Origin of the sequence: Muricauda sp. SCSIO 64092 (assembly GCF_023016285.1) — a bacterium.
Taxonomy (GTDB): Bacteria; Bacteroidota; Bacteroidia; order Flavobacteriales; family Flavobacteriaceae; genus Croceivirga.
Genome location: NZ_CP095413.1, coordinates 3,096,192 through 3,115,236 on the forward strand (window position 1 = coordinate 3,096,192; position 19,045 = coordinate 3,115,236).

Here is a 19,045-nt window from a genome sequence, read left to right on the forward strand (position 1 = left end):
GAGGTATATGTTTGCATCCAATCAAGGCACATACCGCCATATACATTGGTAATGATTTTGAGAAGTCAATGAAACCCTTCATTATCAGACAACTTATGTTATGCTTTTTTTTGGGAAAGATTTTTAATTTTTGTATTCCCTAAATAGGCTCTTAGAATTTTATTACCAGCCAAGAGGCTAAGGAAAACAGTTCCTTTACCACCCACCAATTTGTTCACTTTCATAGGAATTCGAATTTTAACGTATCACCCTTTGAAAGAACCTTACCTTTCCAGGTCACTAAAAAATTCCCCCCTTCTTTTTTAAGTTTTGCACCTATTTTTTTGTCGTTAAGGGTAACCTGTACGTTCTTAAATTTATTTGATGGCACTTTGAATTTAGATAGCTTTACACTCCCATATTTTAATTGAAGTAAGTTTATTTGTTTATTTTGTGTTCTTCTTTGGGTAAATGTACCCCACGCGTTTCCTGTTGTAAAAGCAGACCTGAAGTCATTGGGGGTTGTTTTTGGATCAAACCCTATTTCCCCAGATGGCTCATGAAGCGTAAATCCTGAGGCAGCAATAAACGCACCATAGCTTGACATTGCCCTGGTATAGTGGTTGCCGTATTCCACTTCATTATATGGGTTTCTTTTCTCAGGAGCATATCGATCATGTATGGCCTTTATAATGGTCATACCTTCATCTACCAATCCTTCGGCTATCATATGTGCTGCCGCTTGATAAGTAAACCCTGTCATGGATTCACTAAAATAACCAACCACAAGTCTGTCCCAACTATCGCCATCGGTTCCTGCCGATTCTTTTGCACCTCCTTTCGGAAAAGTGCTCATTATGGTTCCCGATTCCCCTGGAAGGGCATAAAAACGAACATTTTTTATGGTTGCCGTGTCCAAGTATTTGCCAACATCCTCCTGATAGTTGTATTTGTATATGGCACTTAGGGCAGAAACGGTCTCCTTTTTCGGCAATATTCTAGGAAGGGCAACTTGACTGATCCAAGATTGACCCAGCACCTGATCGATATGACAACCCTTATTGGTATTGGGTTTTTGATAATTATCATAATCAGGGATGTTAATAAAATATTCCCCATCAAAAAGTTGATTTACCATGTTGCGTTGTCCTAGGGCGACGATACTTGAGCATTTTTTTGCAAAACTTTTGTCACCCATTTCCTTTGCCATTGCCTCCCCAGCCCTTACGGCTGCTAGATATAGCCCAGAATGCCAACTGTTCTTGCCCCGCCACATTTTATCTAAGGTATTGTATTGGATACCTTCCAAAATACCATCAGGCCTACCGGTTTTTTCGGCATCATGGACAATCATATATTCAATGCTCTTTTTGATTTTTGGCCAATAGGATTTAAGATAAGCATTATCCGTTGATGTAGTATGTTCCCTATACGCACGCAAAATGGTCCCGGCTTGTCCATCCACTGCATAACCCCGGCCGTCGTGACGCCCCATACTACTAAGTTCTCCCCTGTATCCAATAATTCCATTTTTTTCGTAGGAGAGACCATAATCGACTTGTGTTCGTAATTGCCGCGCCAAACTGGGAAATACCCTACCCAAGGCCTGTTCATAATGGAATACATGGGTGCAGGTACCATGACCTAAATAAACACCTTCCATGGTATAAAAGCGATTTTCGTTATCGGGATCATCTGTCAGGTCGTCCAAACGATAGCATGAAGTTGTCGCCAATGTGCCCGTGTTCAGGAACGTCCTGTCCAAAAACCATTTGGGAAGGGAGCTATTGTACCATGTTGTATTCCATGTTTTAGTGGTTTCCAAATACTTTTCCGGATTCTGTACTATGGTTTGGGCCACATTTGCGGCGGAAGTGAATTTTTTACTGTAGTAATGCCTAAGGTTTTCTCTGTTCTTCAAGTGATGGAAACCACTTTCCTGCCTATGTACGTTTGGGAAATACCATGACAATATGAATGTTAGTGTCTTGCTTTCCCCAGCTTGCAGTACCAATTCCTTTCCTAATACTCCTGTGAGCTTTGTGCCAAGCGATGCACTTTCTTCTATTTTATCGGAGTTTTTCACTTCTGGCAAGTTGTAGTCGACATCTTGGGGCGCCGTAGGGGAACCCCAAGCATTTTCTCCTTCAATCAATGTCAATGCCATATTGCCATAATCTGGTAAATCTTTAGATGATTCATCCCGAACTTCTGAGGTCGCTATTAGCTGTAAGGTGTTCTCTTTGGTCTGTATTCTGTTCACATGCATACCTTTGGTCGAAGAAGCCATTTTGAAATTGGCCATGTTCTGTAGCCATCCAAAGAGTTCAGCTGTCACTTCTTCCGCCGTAGTATTAGTGACGGTATATTCCATAATCACAGCTGGGAAATCGGAAGATTCATGATCTGTTGGAATAAATGGCGTGTAGGCGTTCAAGTTTACCTTTACCGGAAAATCGGGGTCCTCGTAAGATACTTTGCCAATAGGGTATTCACCGGTAAAAGCAATGTTTGAAAACCCACCTTTTCTTAAAGGTTTTACGCTAGGGGTAATGGTGGTTGGTAACAACTTTTTGATACGTATTGCGAAACCCTGTTCAAATTGCTTGTCCTGGACCATCGGGTTTATATAAAACTTGTCCCCGGGCCCTCCTGGATTTATGCGTTGGATATTGAAGATGTCCCAATACCATAATTGGCCGTCACCGCCCAGGTATACCTGACCTGCATTGATACCACCAATGGGCATTCCAATATATTGGAGTCCGTCCTTATGTCCCTTTATAACCGTCTCACCAGTTTGTGCCGTAGATTTTTGCACCGAAAATAGGTACAGTGATAAAAAGATTGCAATTATTGTTTTATCTATTTGTTTCATTATCTATTTAAGAATTTTTATTGTCCGATTATAATTTCATTAAAATGATGGGTCGGTGTTGGTTTGCCAGGACTAAGTTTTTTTAATACATCAATTTCAAAGTCAATCCGATGCTCTTTATATGCGTCAATGACATCTTCAACGATTTCTCCTAAGTTTTTGGGCGAGGTTTCTGCTCTAATATTTAGGGTGAATTTCGCCATTGGACCACTAAAAGGTGTCCCTTCTATAGAAATATCCCCATCTGTTTCCACTAGATTTCCCTTTATGTAGGAAGGACCGCTTTTTAAAAAAGTCTTCATATGTCCCATGACGATTTCTTCGTATTGAAAGACTTCCTGCAATAACATCATGAACTTTAGACTGAAATCCTTCCATGGCACTAAATAACTATCCAAATGGGAAACTATAAATGTTGCATTGAACCATCCCATTAAAGCTTCAGCCGACGCATAGATATCATAATCCACTTCTGCCATTCTACCTCCTGCATTTTTCACTCTTTCCAATTTTCCTAACCATTCTTTGATTCCTTTCTTATTAAGGGCAGATAGTTTATGTAGGGAATATCCTGGAAATTTATGATGCAACTGCTTTTCCAATTGCTCTATTTCCAATGGGGTGAGTAAATCCACTTTATTGATCAGCACAAAATCGGCCTCCTCCAATTGCTTCAAAAAAATATAATCAGGGCCTTCGGTTGTATCTTTTCCGTTTTTTAAAATTTTCTTCAACCGAAAGGGATCTACCAAAACCGACAGCGGCATCAACTGAAAAAATTGAGCATAATAAGATTTTATAGGCTGCAACAATGTTGCAGAAAGGTCGGTACAACTTCCTACGGGCTCAGCGATTATGGTATGGCACCCTACAGTGTCCCTAAGATACAGTGCCGCTTCCATTAGCCCATCAAAGTCACAACAAAAGCAACTTCCCGCAATTTCCTGTATATCTGAACCATCCATAGAAAGAACGTGGGTGTCCACCAATCCTTCTGCTTGGTCATTTGTAATCAGCCCTACTTTTGCGCCACATCCTTTCAATTGTTCTGTGGCAGCGGCCAAAAGAGTGGTTTTTCCCGCTCCCAAAAAACCTCCGACAAATATTAATTTGGTTTTTTCCATGGTATACATCTATTTCTGATGGCCTAACGCGACCATTACATTTGTAAATCTCACGCTGTAATTTTGACAAAACACCACCTTATAACTTTTGTTTCCTAGCCTATGATAAGTTCTAATTTGTCCCCCATATGTAAAATCTTTTCAGGAAATGATACGTTGATCTTACTTTTTAGGACTTTTGTTTTGACATTTATCTGCTCCCCATTTATGGCTACTTTAGCCCTTCTTGCTTTGCTGTTTTCATTGCCCAATGCTACCGAGTTGAGTTTTATTTTTCCATGGACTGCTGTAATCTCAGCTGTCTTTTTGTCGCCTCTTTTTTTCTGCGAAAAACTGCCCCAGCCTTCTGAGGCCACAAAAGCGGCTTTAAAATCATCTTTTTGAATACGTGGATCAAATGCCAAATATCCTTTTGGGCCATGGTATTCAAAACCGCAAATGGCGACATACACTCCATAACTGGCCATTGCCCTTGCGTAATGATCACTACATTCTATTTCGTTATATGGATTGCGTCTTAATGGATGGTAACGATCATGGATGGAACGTGTAATCGCTAAACTTTTCTCTATTAGATCCCCGCCTTCCCACATCATATGACTGGCGGCCTGATATTCAAACCCAGTCATACATTCATTGAAATAGCCATATTGCCAGTGTTTCTCCCAATCTTTTTTGCGTCCTCCGTTGGGCCAGGTACACATTACCAGGCCTGCCTCCCCATCCAAAGCATAGGGCCTCCCCGCCAAGTCTACAGGTAACGATGCACGGTATGGTCCCATATCTGGCACATAATTATGTTTCCAAAGTGCGTTTAAGGATTTCTTGTTCATTGTCTCGTCAAAGAGCCTACCCAAACCTACTTGAAAAGCCCATCCCTGTCCGAAGACCTGATCAATATAACAACCTGTTCCAATACCAATGGCATCACTATGTTTAGGGTCTTCGTTTTGAATAAAATAACCATATTCCGAGCTAAAAAGCGATTCTATGTTCTTTTTCCCTTTTTCCAAAATGGTTCTGCATTTTGCTTCAAAAGCACTGTCATTCATTTCTTTGGCCATCTTCTGGCCACATGCCAATGCACATAGATAGAGCGAGGTGATTACAGGAATATTTCCATACCATTCGGCATCTAAGGTATTATGCTGCTCGCCGTAGATCATTCCATCGGCCTTTTGATCTTCTTTGTCCATATCAATCAGATAGTCCAAAGCCGTTTTGACGTTATCCCAGTTATTTTTTAAATAACTATGGTCCTTGCTCATTTGGTGGTCGCGGTAGGCCCGCATGATAATGCCAGCTTGTCCATCTGCTGCATCCCTATTGGCTATTCCAGCACGGAAATCTATTTTTCCGCTATTTTTATCCATCACAACGAAATCTGTCTGTTCCCTTAGGTTGCGTTCAATCTCAGGAAAAATACGTCCAACTCCTTGTGCATAATGCCATACATGGGTGCATGTTCCGGGACAACAACCTACCCCTTCCCAAGCCCAAAAACGTCCATTCCCCAGTCTATAGCAGGTATCGGTGGCGAGTATGGAAAGGTTTATAAATGTGCGGTTCAAGAACCAATGGGGAAGTGTGGATTCTTCATAATAGGTTTTTACCCATAGTTGGGTCCTTTCAAAAAATCCATCCAATTTTGAAGCTAAATCAAAAACCACTGCTGCCGCATCTTCAAATTGGTTTTTGTAGAACCTACCTTTAAACTGGTCGCTGTAATCCCGCCGCTCAAATGGGTAGAGGTTTGGAAAGTACCAACCCAATACAAACTCTACCGTTTTTTCTTCGCCCGATGCCAATTCAAAAACCTTTTCCAGTTTTCCAATACTGCGTTCTTTTAGCAATGTTACATACTCTTTGGTTGCATCGGAATCAATAGGCATGAGGTTCCTATCCCCTAGACTATACCTAACATTACCATCTGCATTTCTAAGCAATAGCGACATGCTTCCATAATCCCGTTGTTGTTCAGGGTCATGGGCAGAATTTTTATTATCGGCCAGCTTCGATGGGGCATCAAAAACAATAAGGGCATTTCCTTCTTTTTGAATGAGCCGGTTTCTAATTTTTGTCTTTAAAGGGTCTCCCGTATCAATGTGGCATACATTTTCCAACCATCCGGTAAGGGAGCATTCCACGGTAGATCCCGAGGTATTCTTGACCTTGTACCGCATAACGGTGGCTGGATAGCTCGACGACTCCCAATCCAATGGAATGAATGGAGAAAAAGCTGTAAGTTCAATGTTTACGGGCAGTTTTTCATCTTGATAGCTAACATTCGCCATAGGGTATTGCCCTTTGAACGTAATATTATCGAACCCATTGCGGTCTAAAGTTCGTTCAGTTTGTTCACTCCCTTGTTTTATTTTTATTTTAAATCCTTGTTCTAAGGGAGAATCCTGCTCTATGGGAATAACATAGTTGCTTCCGTCCCTAGAGCGTATTCTACGTCCATTGAAACGAGTAGCTTTTTCGATGGTACCATTGTGCTGGGAATTGAAAATTTTCCACAGCCATAGCTTGCCGTCTCCACCCAAATATACCTGCCCTGCAGTAATACCTCCTATGGGCATTCCTACATAGACGAGCTCTTGACCGCTATACACCTCTGGCTCTCCTCTTTCATAAAGGGATTTTACCCAATCGGGATTCAATTTTTTATCATCCAAAGATTTATAGGTTACCCTCTTTTTTTCCGTTCCATTAACAGTGGCGGGAAAACCTACGGCCAATCCTCCTGTCATTGCACCAGCTGCTTTAATAAATTCTCTGCGTTTAAATGGCAGAGGTCGGGGCTTCTTGGAAAAATTGTGGCTTTTCGGATCGTTCTTTATCCTTTCATTTTTGGTCGTTTCCTTCATCATATTTCTAATCGAATCTTTGCTCATTGTGTTTTAAACAATTATGCAATATTGTTTGTTATTTTAACTCTTTTGCACAATCCTAATCAGTAATGGATAATTGATTTTAAGGTATCACCCGATTTCATCTGTTCTTCCAATTCCCATTGGAATTTACCATTTTCCTTCTGTGCTCCTTGAGCGTTTACTTCTTTTCCATTTATCATAAGTGAAACCAATTTTGCGTTGGCATCTTTTGGCAATACAACGCTGAACTGATTCAAGTTCAATTCTCCATATTTTAATTGAAGAATGTTTTTCTGAATCCCATCTTTTTGATGTTGTATAAAAGTGCCCCAACCTTTGGCTACCGTAAATGGGGCCTTAAAGTTATTCGGTGTCAATTTTGGATCCAAGGTTAAAAACCCTTTAGGGCCATGGTAATCGTATCCGCAAATAGCCAGAAAAACACCATAGCTGGCCATGGATCGACTGTAATGGTCACTACATTCAATTTCATTGTAAGGATTTCGGGTATTGGCATGATAACGGTCGTGAACGGCTCTTGCAATGGCCAGGCCTTTTTCGGTCATTCCTTCCTGAATCATATGGAAAGCCACTTGGTATTCAAAACCATTCATGCACTCATCAAAATAACCTCCTGGTCCCTGCCAACGGATGGAAGAATCCGGACGATCTACCATTCCAGGAACGGCCCATGTATCTCCATCATCTTTGGGCCAAGTGGTCATAATGGTGCCTGCTTCTCCTTCAGTAGCATATATTCGTACTCCCTTAATCGCTTTATGTCTTTTTTGATAGTTGAAGGCATTGGGGGCAAAATTGTATTTCCAAATGGATTCAAGTGCCAATTTTGTCTCTTCTTCTGGAATTACCCTGTCCCGAATACCAATCTGCCCGGCAAGGCTCTGTCCGAGTACTTGATCTATATGGCACCCATTATTGGAACTTATCACATCCGGATATTTTTGACGGTCGTGTTTGTGGATAAAATATTCACCGTTAAAAAGCTTTTCCACTATATTTTTACGGCCTTTTCTCAAAATTTCGTCACAAATGTTGGCAAAAGAAAAATCCCCAATTTCTTCGGCCATTGCCTTTCCAGCCGCCAATGCCCCTAGATAGAGGGAACTGATCCATCCCATAGGGCCATACCATTTGGCATCCAAAGTGTTGGCCTGACCTCCTTCCAAAAGTCCGTTCTTATCTTTATCTTCATTGATTATGAATTGTACGGTTCTTTTTATTTGAGCATAGTTTCGTTTCAAAAATTGATGGTCAGTACTGGTTTTATGCTCACGGTACATTCGCATAATTGTGCCACAATGCCCATCATGGGCGACACTTCTATTTGACTCTGCGCGATAGGCAAATCCCCCATCTTCTTCGCGATAGCCTGTTCTGGGGTCCATATCGGTTATTTCCCTTATGTTACGTTCGGCTTCCGGAAAAATTCGAGCCATGCCCTGTGCATACTGCCAAACATGCTGACAGGTTCCCTCACAACATTCTACCCCTTCCCATCCCCATATTCGGCCATTATCAAACCAAAGAACAGTGTTCGTCGCCATACAGTCCAGGGGTATCATACTCCTGTCCAACAACCAATGAGGCAATGTACTTCCATACCAGGTTTCATTCCATAATCTAGTTTTACCCACCAGTTCATCAAAGTTTTCACATACATAATCTGCCACTTGATTGGCTGAACGGAACCATTGGTAATAGTGTCTCTTTAAGTATTTAATATCTTTGAGCCCCAATATGGCACCTCGCTCCCGTTCTTGCTGATTCAGGTGGGGAAAATACCATGTCAGCAAAAAAATCACTTCTTTTTCCTCTCCGGGCCCCAAGTCAACGTAATCGGAAATAATCCCTACTTGTTTTTCCGCCATGGGTTTTGTAACCGTAAGGGCTTCGCCCGTGGGTGTATTGTCCAATATATTGAACAAAGTTTGAAGGTTTTCATTGTTGAAATGGGGAATGGCCTTGGCTTTTTGTGTTGGATTGTATATGGACCACGACATGGAACCATAGCCGTGCTGATTCGTGATTTTGTAATCTTTTGGGACGTTATCCGTAAAAACAATATGGTCAACCGTGATATTACCCCAGACGCCCTGATGGTTATCTACTATTTGCAATTGACCCTTTTTGCCCACAAAATCACGTACATCAAAATATGTTTCCCTCAAGTGGGTACTGTTATGCCCTGTTTCGCTTCGTACAATTTTTCCATCTATCAATAAATTGATGACGGTATCTTTCGGATGATAACCTCCTCCAATAAGAAAAGTGATGTAATTGTGTGTGACCACAAATTCTTTACTGGTCAGGATTCCCGTGAAATCATCAGCCATTGCCTCTCGCCCCCATTGATAGGTTGAAGCATTGGGTCTTCCATCAAGCGCTCTGATATTATAACTGGAGACATAATAACTGCCTTTGTAGTCTTTTTCCAAAAAACCTTTTGAATCCTCTTTTATCGGAGATTTACCAAATGCAATTCCTTTGGTTTGCCACTTTTTATAACTGCCACTTTCAAAGTCTTCAAAAACCACATCTTGTTTGGTTGACTTTGCTTCTTTTTTTGCTTCCAATCCTTCCGCTGTACTATGGAGAGTCAATCTTCCACCAGAAGGTATTACGGTATTTCTTCTGACGCCCAAATGATTGTTATTGCTAAACGGACAAACTGCATTCTCCAGCCACCCAGCCATATCAATAGCCATGCTCTCTCCAGAGGTATTCTTTAATTTATAACTCATGACAGTTGTAGGTAGGGCGGATTTTTCGAGACTGGTTGGGACAAAAGGGGAAAATGCTTCAAGTTTAATCTCCACAGGAATCGCATCATCATGATACTTTACTTTACCTATTGGGTATTCTCCCCTAAAACTCACATGCTTAAAGTCATTGTTGTTAAGCTTAACGATTTTGGTTTTTCCATTGTGCTTCACTCTAAGGGCAATACCATGGTCAACAGATCGTTTCTCCCTATCAAAAACTTTATCGGGATAGGCATAATGACCGCCAAGGGTCATTGCATCCAGTTGGTTGCCGTGGTTTTTTTCCCTACCATATTCCATTTTGAATATATGCCAGAGCCATAATCTTCCATCTCCGCCAAGATAAAGTTGTCCGCAAGCGATACCACCAACGGGCATGCCAATATATTTTAGTTGTTCCCCCGAGAATTCCTCTGGAACGCCCCTTTCATACAATGACCTAATCCACGCTTGAGAAAGCCTTTTGTCTTCAGGAATAAGATGTGTGTCTTTTGCGTAAACGAATGGCCCGGCAAAAAAGGGAACAGGCGCTGAAAGTCCCATTGCAGAAATACCAATGGAGGATTTCTTTATGAAATCCCGCCTTGATTTTGATAGGATATACTTGTCCTTATTTCCTTGCCACACTTTGTTAAAACCGTTTTTAGAAGCAATCCAAAAATAAGCTAGGAACAAAGACACGTCTGTGAAAAAATTAACCAATAACGATACTTTTTTGATCTTAACTTACAAAAGCAAAAAAAGTATCGTTATTGGTTCTTTTTGTATCAAAAAGATTAAGACTAATCAATAATTTTGAGTTGCTGGTTTAATTTGTGTTAACGTTAACGCAAATTAAACTGATTCCTTAAGAATTAAGTTTTGTGTTTGGAGACTTTTATTCCATTCTCAAGGTTTTTTATGCTTTGCGACACCTTAAATTTATGTTCCGAATGAACATTTTTGGATGGTCTTTAGGCTGGATTACAGAATCATCTTATTGGTATGAGTTTGAATAATATTCATGAAAGCCACATTGATTTTTGAACATAGTGTTAATTTTCTGGAAGATGGAACTAGGCCAAAACACGCCCTGCGTATTAAAAAACTTATCCTTAAGAATTTGATGACAATAACAATAAAGTACTCAAGCTAATTTAAAATGGAATCACGAAGGACATTTATTAAGAATACGGCGATAGCTAGTGCCGGAGCGGCCATAGTGCCAGGCGTGGTATTGGGGGGCAAAGGTAAGGGTGCCGTAGACAAAGTCAATATTGCTCTCATTGGTGTGGGGCTCCGAGGCACCAACCACCTCAATAACATCCTCTTACGTGGGGACACCAATGTCACCGCCATTTGCGATGTAGATCCGGAAAGGATCAAGGTGGCACTGGATTTGATTCAAAAGGCGGGTTTTAAGAAGCCCAAGGTGTTTGCTGATGGAGACTATGCGTACCGAGAATTATTGGAGTTGAATGAAGTTTCGGCTGTGGTCATTTCCACCCCATGGCTTTGGCACACAAAAATGGCCGTGGATGCCATGTTGGCCAATAAGTACGTTGGTCTTGAGGTATCTGCTGCCAATACCCTTGAGGAGTGTTGGGACTTGGTCAATACCCATGAACGCACCGATACCCATTTGATGTTGTTGGAGAACGTTAACTATCGCAGGGACGTTCTGGCCGTTTTGAATATGGTACGGCAAAATGTTTTTGGGGAACTAGTGCATTTTAGATGTGGCTATCAACATGATCTCAGGGCGGTGAAGTTCAACGATGGAAAACAACCTACCGGTGGAGGTGTGGAGTTTGGCGCAAAAGCGATATCGGAGGCCAAGTGGCGTACCCAACACGCCCTATTACGGAATGCGGATTTTTATCCAACCCATGGGTTGGGCCCAATAGCTGCCATGGCTAACATTAACAGGGGAAACCGTTTTGTTTCCCTTACTTCCCATGCAACAAAGGCCATTGGTTTGAACAATTATATTGTCAATCACCCAAAAGGGGGCAAAAATCATCCCAATGCCAAGTTGATATGGAAACAAGGTGATGTTATTACTTCCACCATTGAAACGGCCAATGGTGAGACCATTATGGTTACCCACGATTGTAATTTGCCCCGACCCTATTCCCTTAACTTTAGGGTACAGGGAGTCGGTGGAATCGCCGAGTTCGACTACCATACCAAACGTATACATATAGAGGGCAAAACGGGAGGTCATGGATGGGAAGAAATGGACACTTGGCTCAAACAGTATGATCATCCACTATGGAAAAAATATGGAGAATATGCTAGGGAATCTGGGCATGGTGGGATGGACTTTTTTGTAATGAATGCCTTTGTCGAGTCTGTTAAACAGAATAGTACTCCCCCCATTGATGTCTATGATGCGGCTGCTTGGAGTGCAGTGACTCCACTATCCGAGCTTTCAATTGAGAATAATGGCGAACCTCAAGATTTTCCTGACTTCACACGGGCAAAATGGATTAAAAGAAAGCCCTACAACTGGATTAAAGACACTCTATGACTCCACATTATGACAATAAACTTTGTTCTTAAAAAAGCATGCTTTTTATACATGTTTTTCACTTTGTGCGCTACTGGCCAGGATGGGGATGTTTACACGTATATTGAAGATCCTAACATAATCAGTGAAAACAAAGAAGACCCTCACGCGTCCTTTCTATCCTATTCTACTGAAAAAAGAGCCATTACCGGAAATAAAGAGGAGTCTGAGCGGTATTTGGGATTGGATGGTCTTTGGAAATTCAACTGGGTGAAAAACCCAAGTCAAAGACCAGTGGATTTCTATAAAAATGAGTTTGATAGCAGCGGATGGAACACTATCAAAGTGCCTTCGAATTGGGGAATTGAAGGATATGGTATCCCTATTTACGTAAACCACCAATACGAGTTTGCAGACTATAAAGCGCCTGTTTCATCCGAAATGGAGTTTGTAGATGGCATTTACCCTGCTTCACCGGGAAAGATACCCCATGACTATAATCCCGTAGGATCATATATAAGGGAATTTGAAATCGATTCTTCGTGGCTTGACAGCAAAGAAATCTTTTTGCATATAGGAGCTATGAAATCAGGGGGATTTGTCTGGGTCAATGGTTCTTATGTGGGATATTCGCAGGGCAGTAAACTGCCTGCAGAATTCAATATAGCCCCATATCTAAAATCTGGCAAAAATAGAATTGCCCTACAAATTTTTAGATGGACGGATGGCTCCTATCTTGAATGTCAGGATTTTTGGCGCATAAGTGGCATTGAACGAAGTGTCTATTTATATGCTCAGCCCAAAACTAGGATAAAGGACTTTGAAATAATGGCCCTATTGGATAAGGGCTATATCAATGGCACGCTGAACATAAACGTACAATTTCATAACAGTGACCGGAAAAGAAAAGATGTGAATGTTCATTACAAACTATTGGATAATGATGGTAGCATTATCTTAAATAGGGACAAGAGAATTTCAGTCAAAAAGGGAGAGGTTGGGAATGCCAACTTTTCAGGTGTTGTTGAAAATGTTCGGGCATGGTCTGCTGAGCATCCAAACCTCTACAAGTTCGTCCTAACCACTAGCGATAATAAGGGAAATGTACTGGAATCAATATCACATTCTGTGGGCTTTAGAACCATTGAAATAAAGAACGGACTGCTTTTGGTCAACGGACAACGCATTACCCTAAAAGGGGTCAATGCCCAGGAAACCGATCCGGCCACAGGACACGTTATGGATGAAGAGCTTATCTTAAAGGACATACGCCTTTGGAAGGAAAATAATATCAATGCAGTACGTTTGAGCCATTATCCCAGGGGGGATAACTTTTATGGGTTATGCGACAAGTACGGTATTTATGTGGTGGACGAGGCCAATATTGAATCACATGGGATGTATTATGGAAAACATAGTCTGGCCAAGAATCCGGATTGGGAAAAGGCACATTTGGATAGAATGGTTAGTATGGTTGAAAGGCATAAGAACTTTGCATCAATCATTATTTGGTCCATGGGCAATGAAGCTGGAAATGGTGTAAATTTTCATACAGGTTACAAGGCAATCAAAGAAAATGATCAGCAAAGAAGACCTGTACAATATGAAAGGTCATATAAAGGGGAAGATCCAAATCTTTGGGATATGGATTCAAATACTGATATTATTGTTCCACAATATCCATCACCCTCTCTTTTTCGGAAAATTGGAAGGACAAAAACAGATAGGCCCTTCATCCCCAGCGAATATGCCCATAGCATGGGGAACAGTACAGGAAATTTTCAGGATTATTGGGATATCATAGAGTTGTATGATAACCTACAGGGAGGTTTCATATGGGATTGGGTGGATCAGTCCATCTGGAAGACCAATGCCAAAGGGCAACGTTACTATGCTTATGGTGGGGATTATGGTGAAAACATGCCTTCAGACAACGGTTTTTTGAACAATGGGGTCGTTTTTCCCGACAGAAGCCCACAACCAAGCCTTTATGAGGTCAAAAAGGTTTATGAGAATATCAATTTTAAATACAAAGGTATAAACAAGGAGAAACAAATCCGGATACTTATTGAAAACCTTTACGATTTCACCAGCTTATCAAAATTCGAATTCTCTGCTGAAATTAAGGCCAATGGGGCGATTCTGAAGTCTTTTGATTTGGGAAGCTTGGACATAACGCCGCATACAGGAAAACTTATTCGAATTCCTTTGGATGGCATTGAGGAAAAAGAGAATACGGAATATTTTGTACAACTTTCTGCAAAGCTCAAAGAAAACTGGGGGTCACTGGAAAGAGGTTATGAAGTGGCTGGGGAACAGATTTTGTTGAAAGACCTTATAAATTGGAATACACAGAATATTTTAATTGGAGAGAAATTGTCTTTAGGACAATACAATGATTTGATACATGTAAGTAATTCCAAAGTGGATTTGAAATTTGACAAATCCCTGGGGAGAATGGTTTCATATCGATTCAATGGAAAGGAACTTATTCTCGCAGGCAAGGGTCCAAGACCCAATTTTTGGAGAGCTCCCACGGATAATGATTTGGGTAATAAGATGCACCTGAATAATATCAAATGGAAAGAAGCTTCCCTTTTGGCAAAAGCTACAGAAACTAGGGCAATAAAACGTAATGATGGAGGGGTTGAGATTCATGTCACATATGACCTGCCCGGTGTGGATACCATTTTTACCTCCAAATATATAATATTGGGATCAGGGGTCATAAGTATTCGAAATAGTCTGGGGACAACCAATTATGAGGGGGATATACCCCGTATTGGCATTCAAATGGATATTCCAAAGGAATTTGACAACCTCACCTATTTTGGAAAAGGACCATGGGAAAATTATTCCGATAGAAACAGTTCCAGTTATATTGATCTTTATAACTCTAAAGTTAAGGATTTATATGTCCCTTATATAAGGCCACAGGAGAACGGATACAGAACCCAAGTAAGATGGATGGCTTTGGCTAATGAACAAGATGAAGGTCTTTTGATAGTGGCTTCGGGAGATAATCCCGATTATTTGGGCATGAGCGCTTTGCACATGTTGCAAGAAGACTTTGATGCTACCAATGGCTTGAGTTATGAGCAAAATAAGAAAAAGGGTGCCTACTCAAAAAATGGTATTGCTCCTCAAATAGACTTTCGAAAACATACCACCGATATTAAGGAAAAGGACGTGGTTCAATTGAATATTGACTTGGGACAACGCGGGGTTGGAGGGGATAACAGCTGGGGTGCACTTCCTCAAAAACAATACGTATTCATGGGTGATATGGAACATTCTTACGCTTTCTGCCTTATTCCATTTATCCGTGAAAAACAAGAATTTTTTATCGACAAGTTCAAAAAATACGTGTCCTGCTCTTTTTAGTGGTTTGGAATAACTTAAAATTTAGATGATGATTTTATAGAGGAACAGTTTCATTGGGTTTATTAAACATTTCTTCCTCTAATCAAAACACATATTTTACTTGATAAACTATCCCACTATTTATGGTAAAGGGAGGCCATAATTTATGTTATCAAAAGTTTATTTTGACCTTACAAGCAAAGGAAATTAAAAAGTTGATGGTGTTTTATCATTTTTCGGAAAAAATGTGCCTGATCGTTGAAAAGTAAAACTTAAATTCTTAAATAATTCATAAAAAAAGCAAAAAAAGTATCGTAATATGTGAAATTCCTATCAGCAAAACTTAACCAAACCTTTACTTTTGATTATGTTTTGTGAAAATGTGTTAACGTTAACGCATTTATTTAAAACCATAACAATCTAAAACTGAACAACTAAAACTTAAATTATGATTCGGAACTCAAAAATCAATAGGTGGCTTTATCGATTATTTATCGTCACCCTATTGTTTAATGTATCTACGATGGAAGCCGGTTTTCATGGTGATGCCTACACCAATCTTGGGACTGACATGGATTTAATCACTGTCCAGCAAACGATTACTGGAACAGTTTTTGACACAAATGGCACCCCTTTACCTGGGGCCAATGTTATTGAAAAGGGAACGACCAATGGAACGCAAACGGATTTTGATGGAAACTTTTCATTGGCCGTTTCAAGTGCAGACGCGATATTGGTGATTTCTTACATAGGATTTGAAGCTAAGGAAATATCGATTCAGGGGCAGAGTAGCATTTCGGTTTCACTGCAGGAATCCTCATCTGCTTTGGATGAAGTGGTTGTGGTAGGTTATGGTACCCAAAGAAAAAGGGATTTGACCGGTGCGGTGGCCACGGTTAAGGGTGAAGAATTTGAGAACAACGTGATTAATTCCCCGGCACAAGCCGTCCAAGGAAGGGTGCCAGGGGTACAGGTATCGCAGAACAGTGGTCGACCGGGCGCTGGTGCATCCATTAGGATTCGTGGACTTGGTACAGTTAACAGTAATAGTCCCTTAGTAGTAATCGATGGTCAATTGACCACAAGGGGCTTGGAAGATATCAACCCAAACGACATTGAATCCATAAACATTTTAAAAGATGCAGCCTCTGCTTCCATTTATGGGTCAAGGGCGGCAAATGGCGTTGTACTTGTGACTACCAAAAGGGGGCGTTCTGGCAAGACCAAGGTAACCTATGATACCTTTGTGACTGCGGATGAAGTGCAGGATTTTGTGGAACAATTGAACAGAGATCAATTTATCGCCTTCCAATTTGATTTTTTAAGGAATGGTGACTTCTTGCCTAATGGGATTACCACTATAGAAGAATTTGAGGCTACCCAATTCAACACGGCCAATACCGATTGGCAAGATGTTATTTTTAGGACAGGTTTGACCCAGACCCATCAAGTTTCGGTCAGTGGGGGAAGTGAAAAGACCAACTTTGCCATTTCTGCAGGACTTTTTGACCAGAAAGGGCTGTTGCAGCGGTCGGAATTTACTCGTGCGAATTTTCGGTTGAATTTGGACCATCGCATCAGCGACACCTTTAAAATCGGGAACTCCATTTCATTGAGCCGAAGCCATCGTGAAGGCAATGAGAATTTTTCGTCTTTTAGAAGTGCGTTGTTCTATCCTCCTACGGTTCCCGTTTTTAATCCCGATGGCAGTTTTGGGTTCAATCAATTTCCTAACGAACCTCCTGGGATCAATCCTCTTGCTGCGATTGAAGCAACTGATGACGACCTCTACAATAATAGGCTTTTAGGCAATATTTACGTAGAGGCCAAAATATTGGAAGGCCTTACGCTGAGAGGTTCTCTGGGGGTTGATTATCTTAACCGGAACTTCAAGTCGTTTGCCAAAGTATTGGATAACGGATCGGAAGGGCAAAATCCCTTGGCTGACTTAACACAAAATAATCGAGAAGAAAAAAACTGGATTTTTGAAAGTTTGTTGACCTACAGGAAAACGTTTAAGGAAAAGCATAATGTTGAATTGCTTACGGGATATAGCCAACAAGGCTTTCGTTTTGATTTTTTCGAGGCTGGACGGGAAGGATTTCCCTCGGAAGAAGAACCTATCAGGGTACTTGATGCTGGGGATGTCGCCTCTAGTGTAAATAATGGAACAGCGGGTGAATGGGCCTTGCAATCCGTTTTTGGACGGTTGAACTATAATTTTGACAATCGGTATCTATTGGCCTTTAATTATCGTTTTGATGGCTCTTCCCGTTTTGCCGAAGATGAGCGTTGGGGGTTTTTCCCCGCGGTTTCGGCAGGCTGGAATATTTCTCAGGAAGAATTTTTTGATGTAGGTTTTATTAATAATCTTAAGATACGAGGGAGCTGGGGGCAATTAGGTAATCAAGAATTGGATAATATTATTGGCCTGACCCCTTTTGCTACAACCTTGAGTTTGGGGCAGGATTATGTTTTGGGTGTGGGTCAGACTCCGGTACCGGGTGCAGCTCCCACGGCTTTGGGGAATCCCAATATTACCTGGGAGAGTACTACAACGACCAACATAGGTTTGGATGCCTTGTTGTTTGACAGTAAAGTATCATTGACCTTGGATTATTATAATCGGGAGACGAACGATATGATATTGCGTCAACCCATACCAGGTTCCAGTGGTGTGGTTAATGGCCCAGTGGTCAACGCCGGTTCTGTGGTGAACAAAGGTTTTGAAGTCGCGGTACAATATTCCGATGAGTTGTCGGACAATTTCTCCTTTTCCATAGGGGGTAATATATCTACCAATGAGAATGAGATAACCTCCTTGGCCACTGCAAATGATGGGCAAATTATTTTTGGTGGTAGTAGTAATTTTATTCAGAGGGAGGGGGAAGCGCTAAACTCTATTTTTGGTTTCGTTTCCGATGGTATTTTCCAAAATCAAGCGGAGGTTGATGCTGCCATTCCTGGTCATGAAAATGCAGCCCCTGGTGACGTTCGTTGGAAGGATGTAAATGGAGATGGCGAAATTACACCGGATGATCGTACTATTTTGGGGCAAATTCAACCCGACATTTCATATGGGATAAATGCCTCGATAAATTATAAAAATATTGATTTTTCGGTATTGTTAAACGGTGATATTGGCAGGGATGTTTATAGGTTTAGGGCTGCGGCTGCGTTCCGTAATTTCGAGAATACGCATATTCGATGGGTCAATCGTTGGACTGGGGAAGGAACCAGTAATCGTATTCCGAGGGCTGTAGTTGGGGATCCCAACAACAATAACAGGGTGTCAGACCTTTATGTAGAAGATGGGGATTACCTGATGATTCGAAACGTACAATTGGGGTATTCCTTACCTGATAATATACTTGACATTTTGGGTATGTCTAGGTTGCGTGTCTATGTAGGTGCTCAGAATTTATATCGTTTTACGAACTTTACCGGGTACACTCCCGAATTTGATGGGGGAGAGGATATTGCTGATTTCCAGACGTATCCCATTCCTAGATCCTATGTAATGGGACTTAATGTTGCTTTTTAAATTAGAA

The 19,045-nt window shown here is 41.1% G+C and carries 8 protein-coding genes; 3 read left to right on the forward strand and 5 right to left on the reverse strand.

Annotated elements, in window-relative coordinates:
- Nucleotides 1–98: 98 nt before the first annotated feature.
- The 5 genes from L0P88_RS23985 to L0P88_RS13120 form a co-directional block, all read right to left on the reverse strand.
- Nucleotides 99–224 carry a hypothetical protein gene (locus L0P88_RS23985; RefSeq protein ID WP_281499684.1) on the reverse strand — a complete coding sequence of 42 codons (126 nt, stop codon included), beginning with the start codon at nt 222–224 and terminating at the stop codon, nt 99–101.
- A complete protein-coding gene (locus L0P88_RS13105) occupies nt 221–2,857 on the reverse strand; it encodes a GH116 family glycosyl-hydrolase (protein ID WP_247130371.1) in 2,637 nt (878 codons plus the stop codon). The genes L0P88_RS23985 and L0P88_RS13105 overlap by 4 nt, the downstream gene beginning before the upstream one ends.
- Nucleotides 2,858–2,874: 17 nt before the next feature.
- A complete protein-coding gene (locus L0P88_RS13110; protein WP_247130372.1) occupies nt 2,875–3,981 on the reverse strand; it encodes a GTP-binding protein in 1,107 nt (368 codons plus the stop codon).
- Nucleotides 3,982–4,076: 95 nt separating this feature from the next.
- On the reverse strand, nt 4,077–6,878 hold the full coding sequence (locus tag L0P88_RS13115) for a GH116 family glycosyl-hydrolase (RefSeq protein ID WP_247130373.1): 2,802 nt from the start codon (nt 6,876–6,878) through the stop codon (nt 4,077–4,079).
- A gap of 59 nt (nt 6,879–6,937) precedes the next feature.
- Nucleotides 6,938–10,267: a GH116 family glycosyl-hydrolase gene (locus L0P88_RS13120; RefSeq protein WP_247130374.1), complete on the reverse strand. Its 3,330-nt coding sequence runs from the start codon at nt 10,265–10,267 to the stop codon at nt 6,938–6,940.
- 514 nt (nt 10,268–10,781) lie between these two features.
- On the opposite strand from L0P88_RS13120, the gene L0P88_RS13125 reads away from it, so the two are divergent.
- The 3 genes from L0P88_RS13125 (at nt 10,782) to L0P88_RS13135 (ending at nt 19,038) form a co-directional block, all read left to right on the forward strand.
- Complete coding sequence (locus L0P88_RS13125; protein WP_247130375.1) at nt 10,782–12,152, forward strand: Gfo/Idh/MocA family protein; 1,371 nt, start codon at nt 10,782–10,784, stop codon at nt 12,150–12,152.
- A 51-nt stretch (nt 12,153–12,203) separates the two neighbouring features.
- Nucleotides 12,204–15,515, forward strand: coding sequence for a glycoside hydrolase family 2 TIM barrel-domain containing protein (locus L0P88_RS13130; RefSeq protein ID WP_247130376.1), 3,312 nt, complete (start codon nt 12,204–12,206; stop codon nt 15,513–15,515).
- Nucleotides 15,516–15,942: 427 nt separating this feature from the next.
- Nucleotides 15,943–19,038, forward strand: a complete 3,096-nt coding sequence (locus tag L0P88_RS13135; RefSeq protein ID WP_247130377.1) for a SusC/RagA family TonB-linked outer membrane protein — start codon at nt 15,943–15,945, stop codon at nt 19,036–19,038.
- Nucleotides 19,039–19,045: the final 7 nt, after the last annotated feature.